This is a genomic window from Corallococcus sicarius (assembly GCF_003611735.1).
Lineage (GTDB): Bacteria > Myxococcota > Myxococcia > Myxococcales > Myxococcaceae > Corallococcus > Corallococcus sicarius.
This window is the reverse complement of the sequence record NZ_RAWG01000010.1, coordinates 24,026-38,431: the sequence shown is the minus strand read 5'-3', so window position 1 is coordinate 38,431 and position 14,406 is coordinate 24,026. Positions and strand designations below refer to the sequence as shown.

1 protein-coding gene (running past one end of the window) is annotated in these 14,406 nt (G+C 72.5%); it reads left to right on the top strand.

Going from position 1 to position 14,406, the window contains the following annotated elements; genetic code table 11:
- Positions 1-14,406: the 3' portion of a non-ribosomal peptide synthetase/type I polyketide synthase gene (locus D7X12_RS02670; RefSeq protein WP_120623690.1), read on the top strand. 219 nt of this gene lie to the left of the window's left edge; 14,406 of the gene's 14,625 nt are visible here — the last part of the coding sequence; its start codon lies beyond the left edge, outside the window; its stop codon occupies positions 14,404-14,406.

Genomic DNA, 14,406 nt, shown 5'->3' with positions numbered 1-14,406 from the left:
GGCATCCTCGAAGGCGCGGACGGCTTCGACCATGGCTTCTTCGACATCCCGCTGCGTGAGGCGCAGTGGATGGATCCGCAGCAGCGCGTGTTCCTCCAGTGCGCGTGGGCGGCGCTCGAGGACGCGGCGTATGACCCCACGCGCTACAAGGGCCGCATCTCGCTCTACGCGGGCGCGGGCGCGTCGGGTCACCTGCTGAACCTGCTGGGCGAGGCTCGCAAGGATCCGGGCGCCGGGCTGGAGCTGGCCACCGCGGGCCCGGAGAGCCTGGCGATGAAGGCGTCCTTCAAGCTCCAGCTCCGGGGCGAGAGCATCGCCGTGTACACCGCCTGCTCCACGGGCCTCGTCGCCATCCACATGGCCTGCCAGAGCCTGCTGACGCGGCAGTCGGACATCGCGCTCGCTGGCGCGGTGCGCATCGCCAGCCCTCAGCGCACGGGCTACCTGCACCAGGAGGGGCTCATCTTCTCGCCGGACGGGCACTGCCGCGCCTTCGATCACCGCGCCGGTGGCACCGTCGCGGGCAACGGCGCGGGCGTGGTGGTGCTCAAGCTGCTCGCGGATGCGCTGCGGGACGGCGACACCATCCGCGCCGTCATCAAGGGCTCCGCCGTCAACAACGACGGCCAGCAGAAGGTCGGCTACACCGCGCCCAGCATCGAGGGCCAGACGGAGGTCATCGCGGACGCGCTGGCCTACGCGGGCCTGGGCGGTGACGACATCGGGTACGTGGAGGCCCATGGCACCGGCACGTCGCTCGGGGACCCCATCGAGATCGCCGCGCTGACGCGGGCCTTCCGCAAGACGACGGAGCGCACGGGCTACTGCGGCATCGGTTCGCTCAAGACGAACCTGGGACACCTGGACGCGGCGGCCGGTGTGGCCGGACTCATCAAGGTGGTGCTGTCGCTCCAGCATGGCGAGCTGCCACCGAGCCTTCACTTCGAGCAGCCCAACCCGGAGATCGACTTCGCGCGCAGCCCCTTCTTCGTCAACACGGCGCTGAAGCCGTGGCCGCGCGGGGACGCGCCGCGCCGGGCGGGCGTGAGCTCCTTCGGCATTGGCGGCACCAATGCCCACGTGGTGGTGGAGGAGGCTCCTGCGCAGGCGGCACGCACGCACAGCCATCGCCCGCTGCACGTGGTGACCCTGTCCGCGCGCACTCCGTCCGCCCTGGAGGCGATGGCGCGCGACCTGGCCGCGCATGTGGAAGCCGCGCCGGGCCTCGCGATGGAGGACGTGGCCTTCACGCGCAACGTGGGCCGCCGCGCCTTCGAGCACCGCCGCGCGGTGGTGGCGGCGGATGGGGCCGAGCTGGCGGAGCGGCTGCGCAAGCCCGCGGCGGTGGAGGCAGGCCGCAATCGCCGGGTGGCCTTCCTCTTCCCGGGGCAGGGCGCGCAGGCCGTGGGCATGGCCCGCGAGCTTCACGCGGCCGAGCCGGGCTTCCGCAAGGACGTGGACGCGGCGCTGGCCCGGCTGGAGCCGTCGCTCGCGGCCGAGGTGCGTGCGCTCCTCCTGCCCGTGGAAGGCCAGGAGGAGGCCGTGGCCCGGAAGCTCGCGGACCCACGCGTGGCGCTGCCCGGGCTCTTCATCGTCGAGCACTCGCTGGCCCGGCTCTGGATGTCCTGGGGCGTGCGGCCCCATGCGCTTCTGGGGCACAGCTATGGCGAATACGCCGCGGCCTGCGTGGCCGGCGTGCTGTCGCCCGAGGACGGACTGCGGCTCGCGGTGGTGCGTGGCGCGCTGATGGCGCGGCTGCCTCCCGGGGCGATGCTCGCGGTGGCGCTGGAGGAGGCGGAGGTGCTGCCGCTGCTCAAAGACGGCGTCGCGCTGGCGGCCGTCAACGGCGAGGGCCGGTGCGTTGTCTCCGGCCCGGTGGTGGCCATCGAGTCGTTGCAGGGCGTGCTCTCCGGGCGCGGCGTGGGCGTGGTGCGCCTGCCCGCGGCCCATGCGTTCCACTCCAGCGCCGTGGAGCCGCTGATGCCGGACCTGGCGCGGGCGGTGTCCTCGCTGCGCCTCAAGAAGCCGGAGCTGTCCTTCGTGTCCAGCCTCACCGGCACGTGGATCCGCCCCGAGGAGGCCACCGACCCCGCGTACTGGGCCCGGCAGATGCGCCAGCCGGTCCGCTTCGCCGAGGGACTGGAGGTGCTCCTGGGTGATGGATGCAGCGTCCTCCTGGAGGTGGGCCCGGGGACGGACCTCACCTCACTGGTCCGGGCCCGGACGCGGCGGGAGAAGCACGGGGTCGCCATGCCGTCGCTGCGCCGTCGTCCTACCGAGGGCGACCATCGCGGGTTGCTGCAATCACTGGGGGAGCTGTGGTCTTCGGGCGTGGACGTGGCCTGGGAGAAGTTCCATGCCGGGGAGCCGCGCCGCCGCGTTCCCCTGCCCACGTACCCGTTCGAGGAGAAGTCCTGCCGGCTGGAGTCCCAGGGCTCGCCGCTCGTGCTGGTGGCCCCGCCCCCGGCGGTGTCCCAGCTCCCCGAGCCGGGCACGTCGCCGGAGCTCCTCTCCGTCACCGCGGTCCCCGTGGGGGAGATCCAGCAGCGCGTGATGGAGATCTGGCGCGAGCGCCTGGGCGCGGTGGACGTGGGCCCGGATGACGACTTCCTGGAGCTGGGCGGCAACTCGCTGATGGCGGCGCAGATGCTCACCCGCCTGCGTGAGACGTTCTCCGTGCAGCTCCCCTTGAGCGCGCTGTTCGACACGCCCACGGTGGCGGGCATCTCCAGGCGCATCGAGGCCATGCTCCAGGCATCCCGGCCCGAGGGGGGCACGGCGGTGGAGGAGCGGATGGTGCGCATCGATCGCACCGGCGAGCTGCCCCTGTCCGTCGTGCAGGAGCGCGTCTGGCGGATGGAGCAGCTGGACCCGGGCAATCCCTCCCTCAACATGCCCCTGGTGGTGCGGCTCTCCGGGATGCTCGACGTCTCGGTGTTGGAGCGCAGCGTCAACGAGGTCATCCGCCGGCACGAGATGCTGCGCGCGACGTACCGCGTGCAGGACGGGCGCGTGCGACAGCAGTTCGCCGCCGAGGTCCGCATCCAGGTGCCCGTGGAGGACCTGCGCGGCCACGCGGGAGACCGCGAGGCGGAGGCGCTGCGTCTCGCGTTGGAGGAGGCGGGGCTGCCGTTCTCGCTGGAGCACGGGCCCATCGTCCGCTCCCGCCTGCTGCGACTGGCCGACGCCGAGCACCTGATGCTGCTCACGGTGCACCACATCGCGTCGGACACGCTGTCCATGGTGGCCTTCTTCCGCGAGATGGCGGCGAACTACCAGGCGTTCCTCGAGGGGAAGCCGGCACCGCTGCCGGAGCTGGCCGTGCAGTACGTGGATGCGGCGGCGTGGGAGCGCCGCTCGCTGGCGGGAGGCACGCTGGCGGCCCAGGAGGCGTACTGGCGCGAGGTGCTGGCGGAGCTTCCTCCGTCCCTGGAGCTGGCCACGGATCGTCCGCGCGGGGTGGACCTGCGTCTGCGAGGAGCCCGCTTCCCGGTGGTCTTCTCGCGCGAACTCAGCGACGCGCTGATGGCCTTCAGCCAGCGCGAAGGCGTGACGCCGTTCATGACGCTGCTGGCGGCGCTGTCGTCGGTGCTGTCCCGGTACTCGGGGCGCGAGGACATCGTGGTGGGCACGCCGGTGGGCAACCGCGCCCGGGGCGAATTGGAGCCGCTCATCGGCTTCGTGGCCCATGCGATGGCACTGCGCACGGACCTCTCGGGCGACCCGTCGTTCCGCGAGCTGGTGGCGCGGGCCCGCGAGACCACGATTGGCGCGTCCAGCCACCAGGACGTTCCATTCGAGCACCTGCTGCCGCTCGTGTCGCCCGGAAGGGATCCGGCCCGCTCGCGGCTGTGTGACGCCGCGCTGGTGCTGCACGCGCACATCGCCACGGCCCCTCCGCCGGTGGCGGGGCTGGGCATCGCGCTGGTGGAGGTGCCGGGCACGCCCGCGCAGTTTGGCGCCACGCTGGGTGAGCTGACGCTCCTGTTGAATGAGAGCGACAGTGGCGGCTTCCACGGCTTCATCGAGTACGCCACGGAGCTGTATGACGAGTCGCGCGTCGCGCGGCTGGCGGGGCACCTCCAGACGCTGCTCGGCGCGGTCCTCGCGGATCCGGGGCTTCGTGTGTCGCGGATGCCACTGGTGGCTTCCGTGGAGCAGGGCCTGCCGGCACTCCGGGTGGCGGAGGCGTCCGCTCCCGGACTGCTCGCACGGTTCGCGGCGCGAGCGGAGCGCACGCCGGATGCAGTGGCGATCAGCACGGGTGCTCGCCGTCTCACGTGGCGGGAACTCGCTGCGCAGGCCCATGGGCTCGCGGCCCGGCTGAAGCAGGAGGGCGTGGGCGCGGAAGTGCCGGTGGCCTTGCGGATGGAACCGTCGGTCGAATCGGTCATCGCGCTCTGGGGCGTGCTGGAGGCGGGTGGGGCGTGCCTGCCCGTGACGGCGGGCGAGGTCGCGGAGCTGGCGTCCCTCCTCCCCGCGAAGGGCCCCCGGCTGTTGCTGGTGGCCCGGGACGGTGACGTCCCCGCGCTCCCCAAGGGCTTCCGCGCGCTGGCGGTGGAGGCAGGTGGGGCAGCGGAGGTCATGCACCCCGAGCGGTGGGCCGCGGACACCGAGGCTCCTGGACGGACGACGGTCGTGGCCGTCGCAACGGGTGGTGTGGAGACCGAGGCTGCGCCCCCGGAGCGACTGGCGTTCATCGTTCCCGCGCCAGAGGCACTGGGCGGACAGGGCCGCGTCATGCTGTCCCACCGCAACGTCGCGCACGTACTGGCCTCGCTGGACGCCCGAATGGGCGAGGGTGGGGTGTGGCTGGCGGCGGGTGGACCCTCGGCGGATCCGGCGGGGTTGGATCTGCTGTGGGCGCTCGCCCGGGGCATGCGTGTCGTCCTCCCGCCCGAGCGGCTGGCCGCGCGCTTCGCCGTCCTGGGCCACAAGGCGGACACCCGCCGGCCCCTCGACTTCAGCCTCTCCTACTTCGCCAACGACGAGGATTCGCTGGGGGAGGAGAAGTACGAGCTGCTGCTGGAGGGCGCGAAGTTCGCGGACTCTCACGGCTTCGCTGCCATCTGGACGCCGGAGCGGCGCTTCCACTCGTTCGGCGGTCTGTATCCCCAGCCGTCGGTGGTCGGCGGCGCACTGGCGATGCTCACGCGCCATGTGCAGATCCGCGCGGGCAGCGTGGTGCTGCCGCTCCATGATCCCATCGAGGTGGCCGAGCAATGGTCCGTCGTGGACAACCTGTCCCGTGGACGCGTGGGCATCTCCTTCGCCACGGGCTGGCACGCGAATGACTTCGCGCTCTCGCCGGACACGTTCGCCCGGCGGCGCGAGGTGCTCATCGAGCGGCTGGAGGAAGTGCGCCGACTGTGGCGCGGCGGCACGGTGCTGCGGCGCAACGGCGCGGGCAACGAGGTGGAGCTGGCGCTGAGGCCCAAGCCGAAGCAGGCGGAGCTGCCGGTGTGGCTCACCTCCACGGGCAACCCGGAGACCTTCCGCAAGGCCGGCGAGGTGGGCGCGGGCATCCTCACCAACGTGCTCGGGCTGGGCTCCAGCCTGGACGAACTCGCGGCGAAGGTGGCGCTGTACCGCGAGACGTATCGCAAGGCGGGTCATGGCCCCGGCCGTGGCCAGGTCACGCTGATGCTCCACACCTTCCTTGGCCCGGACCTGGACGCCGTGCGCGAGGCCGTGCGTGAGCCGCTGCTGCGGTACTTCCGCAGCTCGGTGGATGTCTTCGCCAACCTCGTGGCCAGCCAGGGCCTCCAGGTGGACGTGCGCGGCCTCACCCCGGAGGACGTGGAGGTGATGCTCGCCCAGGGCGTGGAGCACTACATCCGCGAGGGCGGCCTCTTCGGCTCGGTGGAGGACTGCGTGCGCGTGGTGGAGCGCGTGCGCTCCCTGGATGTCGACGAGATCGCGTGCCTCGTGGACTTCGGCGTGGAGCTGGAGCCGATGATGTCCAGCCTGCGTTTGCTGGACGTGCTGCGCAGGCGCAGTCAGGTGCAAGCCGTGCCCGCCGATGCGGTGCTCGCCGAAGGTGCTTCCGAGCCCAGCGAGTTGCTGGAACTCATCCGGGGCGAGGGTGTCACGACGCTGCGCTGCGCCCCGTCGCAGGCGCGTGCCCTGGCGGAACTCCCCGGGGCCGAGGGTGCCCTGGGCAACGTGCAGCGCTGGGTGCTCGGTGGTGAGGCGAGGGACGTCTCCGCCTCCGCGCCGTACGTGGAGCTTGAATCCTCAATGGTGGGCGCGGCCTGGCCGTCCCCAGCCACCGCACCGGCATACGTGCGCGATGCGTCCGGCGGGCCGGTGCCCGTCGGCGTGGTGGGAGAGCTGGCCCTGGGCGGCGCGGCCGTTCCCCTCGGCTTCTGGAACAACCCCGAGGCCACCCGTGCGCGCTTCATCTCCCCGCCCGGTTCCGAAGAACGCTTCTTCCTGACGGGCCAGCGCGCCCGCTTCCGCGACGTTGGAGACGTGGAGCTGGTGGCGCCTGCCCGCGCGGCGAAGGTGCGCCGCCCGGCCGCGAAGACGGTTCGCGATACAGCAACGACCCCCGGGCCTTCCGTGCGCACGACGCTTCCGGAGGGTCCCGCCGCGACGGCCACTCCGGTGGTTCGCGTGCCGCGTGACCGGCCGCTGCCGCTGTCCTTCCCGCAGCAGCGCATCTGGGCCCTGAACCAGCTCGACCCGGCGGGCATCGCGTACAACAACACCGTCACCCTCCGGCTCGATGGCGCGGTGGACGTGACGCTGCTGGAGGCCGCGCTGAACGTGCTGGTGCAGCGGCACGAGGTCCTTCGCACCAGCTTCGCGCTGGAGGAGGGCGGCGCGCACCAGGTCATCGCCGCGTCCATGCCCCTGGTGCTCCAGCGGCTGGCGGCCCGTGGCACCACTTCGGATGTTCGCGAGGCGGATGCCCTGAAGCTGGCGCTGGCCGAAGCGCGCAAGCCCTTCGACCTGGTGCGGGGACCGGTGATGCGGGCCGCGCTCATCCGCATCGATGAGACGGTCTCGGTGCTGCACCTCACGCTGCACCACATCGCGTCGGACGGCTGGTCCGGAGGCGTCCTCTTCCGCGAGCTGGTGGCGGTCTACCTCTCGCTCGCGACGGGTGGTCCGTCGCCGCTGCCGGAGCTTCCGGTGCAGTACGCGGACTACGCGGCGTGGCAGCGGGGCTGGCTCCTGGGGTCGGGCATGGAGGCCCAGCTCGCTTACTGGAAGCAGCAGCTCGCTGGCGCGCAGGTGCTGGAGCTGCCCACGGACCGTCCGCGCCCCGCGCGCTGGTCGGGCCGGGGTGGCCGCCTCCAGGTCGCCACGCCCAAGCCCTTGATGGACGCGCTGTGGAGCGTGGGGCGTCGTGAGGGCGCCACGCCCTTCATGGTGCTGACGGCGGCGTTCCAGACGCTGCTGTCGCGGTACTCGGGCCAGGACGACATCATCGTCGGCACGTCCGCCGCGGGCCGCAACCGCCCGGAGCTGGAGGGGCTCATCGGCTGCTTCCTGAACACGCTCGCCATCCGTGGCGACCTGTCGGGTGCGCCCACGTTCCTGGAGCTGTTGCGCCGCGTGAAGGCCGCGTCCATTGGCGCGTACGCCCACCAGGAGATTCCGTTCGAGCGACTGGTGGACGAGCTGCGCGTGCCGCGCGACCCGAGCCGCATGCCGCTGGTCCAGGCGATGCTCACGTTCCACAACACGCCTGCGGTGGAGGTCCGCACGCCGGGCCTGGGCGTGAAGATGATCGAGCTGGACATCGGCGCCACCAAGGTGGACCTGTCCCTGGAGCTGCGCGAGACGCCGGACGGTCTCACGGGCGGCCTGGAGTACCCGGCGGACCTGTTCGACCTGTCCACGGTGGAGCTGCTCTGGGAGCGCTTCGTGCGGCTCCTGGAGGGCATCGCCGCGGATCCGTCGCAGCGCGTGACGGAGCTGCCCCTGCTGTCCGACGCCGAGCGCCAGCGGATGCTGGTGACGTGGAACGACACCCACGAACCCTTCGCGCAGGACGCGAGCCTGCACGGGCTCTTCGAGGCCCAGGCCGCGCGGACGCCCGACGCCGTGGCGGTGGTGGCCGAGGACCAACGGCTCACGTACGCGGAACTGGATGCGCGGGCCAATCAGCTCGCGCACCACTTGCGCACCCTCGGCGTGGGCCCGGAGGTGCGGGTGGGCCTGTGCGCGGAGCGCTCGGTGGAGCTGGTGGTGGGAATGCTGGGCGTGCTGAAGGCGGGCGGCGCGTTCGTCCCGCTGGATCCCGCGTACCCCACGGCGCGGCTGAGCTACCTGATGCGGGACGCCGCGCTGTCCGTGGTGGTGACGCAGGACGCCCTCGTGGATCTGCTCCCCGCGGGCGGTGAGGTGCTCGTCTCGCTGGACACGGAGTGGGGCCGCATCGCGCGCCATCCCGCGCAGGCGCCTCGCGTGGCCTCGCTGCCGGGCCACCTGGCGTACGTCATCTACACGTCCGGCTCCACGGGGACGCCGAAGGGCGTGCTGGTGCCGCACCAGGGCCTCTGCAACACGCTGCCTTCCATCATCCGGGCCCACGGTGTGGGGCCGGGACGGCGCGTGCTCCAGGCTGCGGCGCTCGGGTTCGATGCGTCCGTGCTGGAGGTGCTGTCCACGCTGGTGGCCGGGGCGGAGCTGCACCTCGTCCCTCGCGACTCGCTGCTGCCGGGTGAACCACTGCGCTCGGTGCTGGACGCGCGGGGCATCACCACGGTGACGCTCACGCCTTCGTCGCTGTCGCAGTTGGAGCCGGACGGGCTGCCCGCGCTGGAGACGATCATCTCCGCCGGAGAGGCCTGCTCGCCGGAGCTGGCGCGGCGCTGGAAGCCGGGCCGACGGCTGCTCAACGGCTACGGCCCGACGGAGGCGTCCGTCTGCGCGACCGTCTCCACCGACCTGGACGTGGAGCGTCCGGACATCGGCCGACCCATCGCCAACATGCGCACGTATGTGCTGGATGGACGGGGACAGCCCGTGCCTCCGGGCATCCCGGGCGAGCTGTACCTGGGAGGACCGGGCGTGGCGCGCGGCTACCTCGGCAGGCCGGAGCTGACGGCGGAGCGCTTCGTGCCGGATTCATTCTCCGGTGAGTCCGGCGCGCGGCTGTACCGCACGGGCGACCGCGCCCGCTTCCGCGCCGACGGACGCCTGGAGTACCTGGGCCGCACCGACTTCCAGGTGAAGCTGCGCGGCTTCCGCATCGAACTCGGCGAAGTGGAGGCCACGCTGCGCCAGTACCCGGGCGTGCGCGATGCGGTGGCGACCGTGCGCGAGGATCCGCCGGGAACGCGGCGACTGGTGGGCTACGTCGTCCACGCCCCCGAACTGGACACGACCGCGCTGCGGGCCTTCGTGAAGGAGCGGTTGCCGGAGCACCTGGTGCCCGCGGCCTTCGTCGCGCTGGAGTCCCTCCCGCTGTCTCCCAGCGGCAAGGTGGACCGGCATGCCCTGCCAGCGCCGGACGCCGCGCGCGTGGGAACTGGGAAGGCCTTCGCCGAGCCGAGCACCGAAGCAGAGAAGACGCTCGCCGCCCTCTGGGCCCAGGTGCTGGGCGTGGAGCGCGTGGGCCTGCACGACAACTTCTTCGAACTGGGCGGCGACTCCATCCTGGGCATCCAGATCGTCTCCCGCGCGAAGGCCGCGGGGCTGGCGCTGGAGCCGGCCATGCTCTTCGAGCGGCAGACGCTCGTGGAGCTGGCTGCGGCGGCGGGCACGGCGAAGGCGAGCACGGCGGAGCAAGGGCTGGTGGAAGGCCCCGTGTCGCTGACGCCCATGCAGCGCAGCTTCTTCGACGACTGGGCGCTGCCGGAGCCGCACCACTACAACCTGGCCGCGGTGTTGGAGGTGCGCGAGCCGGTGGATGCGGCGCTGCTGGAGGAGGCCTTGCGCGCGCTGGTGTCACACCACGACGCGCTCCGCCTGCGCTTCACGCGGACGCCGGAGGGCTGGCGTCAGTCCATCGCGGGCGTGCCCGAACGCGTCTCCGTGCGGCGCGTGGACCTGTCGTCCGTGCCGGAGGCGGAGCAGGGTGCGGCGCTGGAGGCCGTGGGCGCTGAGGTCCACCGGAGCCTGGACCTGGGCGAGGGGCTGCTCCTGCGCGCGGCCCTCTTCGAGCGGGGTGCGGGCCGCAAGGACCGGTTGCTGCTCGTGGTGCACCACCTGGCGGTGGACGGCGTATCGCTGCGTCCGCTGCTGGAGGACCTGGACTCCGCGTACACACGGCTGGAGCGCCGGGAGCCGGTGGTGCTGCCGCCGAAGACGACGTCCTTCAAGTCCTGGGCGGAGCGACTGGTGGAGCACGCCCGGTCTGAAGCCCTGGGCCGCGAGCTGCCGCTCTGGAGGTCGACGGAGGGCGTGCCTTCGCTGCCCGTGGACCTGCCGGGCGGCGAGGACACGCCGGGTTCCGAGTCGCTGGTGACGGTGACGCTCGGCGCGGAGGAGACGAAGGTGCTGTTGGGCGAGGTGCCCACGGCGTACCGGGCGCGCGTAGACGAGGTGCTGCTCGCGGCGGTGGCTCGGGCGGTGGCGCGCTGGACGGGCGGCCGGAAGGTGCGGCTGGAGCTGGAGGGCCACGGGCGCGAGGCGCTGTTCGGTGACGTGGACCTGTCCCGCACGGTGGGCTGGTTCACCAGCACCTTCCCGCTGGAGGTGGAGCTTCCGGAGGAGGGCAGTGCCGGTGATGGGCTCCGGGCCCTGCGCGATGCACGGCGGCGGCTGCCGGCGAATGGCATCGGCTACGGGCTCTTGCGCCACCTGCGCGAGGACACGGCCCAGACGCTGCGCTCCTCGCCGCACGCGGAGGTGGGCTTCAACTACCTGGGCCAGCTCGACGCGGCGGCCCGGGGTTCGGAGCGCTTCGCCCTCACGGAGGAGCCGAGCGGACCGTGGCACGGCGCTGGAGGCCGTAGGCCCCACCGGCTGGAAGTGAACGCGGTGGTGAGCGAGGGCCGTCTCAAGATCTCCTTTGCCTTCAGCACGAACGTCCATCAGCGGGCCAGCATCGAAGCCGTGGCCGAGAGCTTCCGCACGTCGCTGCGGGAGCTGATGGAAGGCCGGGGCATGCCGGACGCGGCCCGCCGTTCGACGGGGGACTTCCCGCTCACCCGGCTGTCGCCCACGTCGCTGGAGCGCCTGCTGCGGCAGTACCCGGACGTGGAGGATCTGTACCCGCTCACGTCCCTTCAGCAGGGCATGCTCTTCCACGTCGCGCTGGCGCCGCCGGGCTCGGGCGTCTTCCACGAGCAGCTCGCGTGGACGTCGCGCGGCAATGCGGATGTGGCCGCGCTGCGAAGGGCCTGGGCGGAGGTCATCGCGCGCAACGCCATCCTGCGGACGTCCTTCGTCCATGAGGGATTGCCCGAACCGCTCCAGGTGGTCCACGCGAAGGTGGAGCTGCCCTGGACGGAGCACGACCTGCGCGGCGTTCCGGTGGAGGAGCAGCGCGCGAGGATCGCGGCCCTGGTCCGCGAGGACCGCGCGCGTGGCTTCAAGCTGTCCCCCGCGCCGCTGGCCCGGATGCAGGTGGTCCGGGTGGATGAAGCGGAGTACCGCTTCCTCTGGAGTCACCACCACCTGGTGATGGACGGGTGGAGCGTGGGCCTGATGCTCCAGCAGGTCTTCGCCTGCTACGCGGCCCTCACCGAAGGGCGCGAGCTTTCGCTGCCGCGTCCTCCCGCGTGGCGCGACTACATGGCCTGGGTGCAGCGGCAGGACCTGTCACGCGCGGAGGCGTTCTGGCGCCAGGAGCTGGCGGGCTTCACGACGCCGACCCCGCTGCCGGGTGCGCGGTCCGCGGCGCCGGGAGTGGAAGCCGCCGTGACGGGCGAGGAGAAGCTGTGGCTGTCACCCGATGCCACCGCGTCCCTCCAGGCCTTCGCGCGGCGCAACGCGGTGACGCTCAACACGCTGGCGCAGGGTGCGTGGGCGTTGCTGCTCGGCCGCTACGCGGCGGAGGAGGACGTGGTGTTCGGAGCCACCGTCTCCGGACGTCCGGTGGACCTGCCGGACGCCGAGTCCATGGTGGGCCTGTTCATCAACTCGCTGCCCATCCGCGTGGCGCTGCCTTCTGGTGAGGCCGTGGTGCCGTGGCTGCAGAAGCTCCAGGCACGTCAGCTGGAGCTGCGCAGGTACGAGCACAGCCCGCTGGTCCAGGTGAAGGGCTGGAGCGAGGTGCCGCGCGGCCTGCCGCTCTTCGACAGCCTGCTCATCTTCGAGAACTACCCGCTCGACACCTCGCTGGGCCAGAACGTCCCGGGCCTGGAGGTCCGCGACGTGGAGAGCCAGGAGCAGGGCAACTACCCGCTCATCGCCTACGTGGTCCCTGGCGAGAAGCTGCGCCTGAGCCTGTCGTACGCCCCCGCGCTCCTCGGCGCGGAGGTGGTGGCGCGACTGCTGGAGCACTGGCGCGTGTTGCTGGAGGGGCTGGCCTCTGGAGTGGAGCGGCTCGCCGACGTGGCGATGCTGCGCGAGGAGGAGCGGCGGCAGGTGCTGGTGGAGTGGAACGGACCGCGCACGACCTTCGACGGAGACGCCAGTCTGTCGGCGCTCTTCGATGCGCAGGTGGCGAGGACGCCGGACGCCGTGGCCCTGATGGCGGGAGACACGCGCGTGACGTACCGCGAGCTGGCGGCGCGGGCGGAGCGGCTCGCACGCCGCCTGCGGAGCGCGGGCGTGGGCCCCGAGTCACGGGTGGCCTTGTGCGCGGATCGCTCGCCGGAGATGGTGGCCGCGGTGCTGGCCGTGCTGAAGGCGGGCGGTGCCTACGTCCCGTTGGATCCCGCGTATCCGCGCGAGCGGCTGACGTGGATGGTGGAGGAGAGCCGGCCGTCGGTGCTGCTCGCACGCAGGCACCTGGCGGATCGGCTGCCGCCCCACGCGGACACGCCCACGCTGTGGCTGGAGGAGGACGGACCGGAGGGCGGGGATGCGCTGCCGCCAGCGCCGGGAGGGGACGCTCTCGCGTACGTCATCTTCACCTCCGGCTCCACGGGCCGGCCCAAGGGTGTCATGGCCACTCACCGCGCGACGCTCAACCGCTTCGCGTGGATGTGGCGCACCTTCCCGTTCGCGCCGGGCGAGGTGTGCGTCGTGAAGACGGCGCTGAGCTTCGTGGACTCGGTGTGGGAGCTGCTCGGGCCGCTGCTGGCGGGCGTGCCCTCCGTGCTGCTGCCGGACGACACGGTGAAGGATCCGGCGCGCATGGTGGAGGCACTGGAGGCGGGCAGGGTGACGCGGCTGGTGCTGGTGCCCTCGTTGCTGCGGGCGCTGCTGGAGGTGCCGGACGTGGCGCGGCGCCTCACCTCGCTCCGCTCCTGGGTGACCAGTGGCGAGCGGCTGCCGGACGAGCTGGCGGCGCGCTTCCGCGAGCGGCTGCCGCAGGCGCGACTGCTCAACCTCTACGGCTCCTCGGAGGTCGCGGCGGATGCGACGGCGGACGAGGTGGGCGCGGGCCCGGTCTGCATCGGGCGGCCCATCGACAACATGCGGGCGTACGTCCTGGATGGGGCGCTGCGGCTGGTGCCGCCCGGGGTGCGAGGCGAGCTGTACGTGGCGGGACCTGGTGCCGCCCGGGGCTACCTGGGCCGTCCGGAGGCGACGGCGGAGCGCTTCATGCCGGAGCCGTTCGGTCAGGAGCCCGGCGCGCGGATGTACCGCACGGGCGACGTGGCGCGATGGCTGACGGACGGCCGGCTGGAGTACCTGGGCCGGGCGGATGATCAGGTGAAGGTGCGCGGCGCCCGCGTGGAGCCCGGAGAGGTGGAGGCCTCGCTGGCGCTCCACCCGGCGGTGGCACGGGTGGCCGTCGTGGCGCATGAGAGCGCGCCCGGCGAGGCCCGCCTCGTGGCGTGGGTCGTCCTGAAGCCGGCACAGGTGCTGGACGCGGCGGCGCTGCGCGCGTTCCTCAAGGAGCGACTGCCGGACTACATGGTGCCCTCGGCCTTCGAGGCGCTGGAGGTGCTGCCGCTGACGCCGAGCGGAAAGGTGGACCGGCGACTGCTGCGTGCGCGCACGGCCCCCACGGGCAACGCCGCGGAGTACGTCGCCCCCGCGACCCCGGAGGAGTTGGCGTTGGCGGGCATCTGGACGGAGCTGCTCGGACGTCCGCGCATTGGTGCCCGGGACGACTTCTTCGCCCTGGGAGGCCACTCGCTGATGGCCGCGCAGATCGTCTCGCGCGTGCGCGAAGCGCTGGGGGTGGAGCTGCCGCTGACGGCGGTCTTCGAGTCGCCCACGCTCGCTGGTCTGGCGGAGGTGGTGTCGCGGATGGCGGGTTCGATGCAGCGGATCGCGGACGAGCCCATCGCACGCGTGTCCCGGGACCTGGACGCGGCGGCGCTGGAGCAGCTGTCGGACGAAGAGCTGGACGCACTGCTGGACGCGACCGAGTCGGAGAGCTGA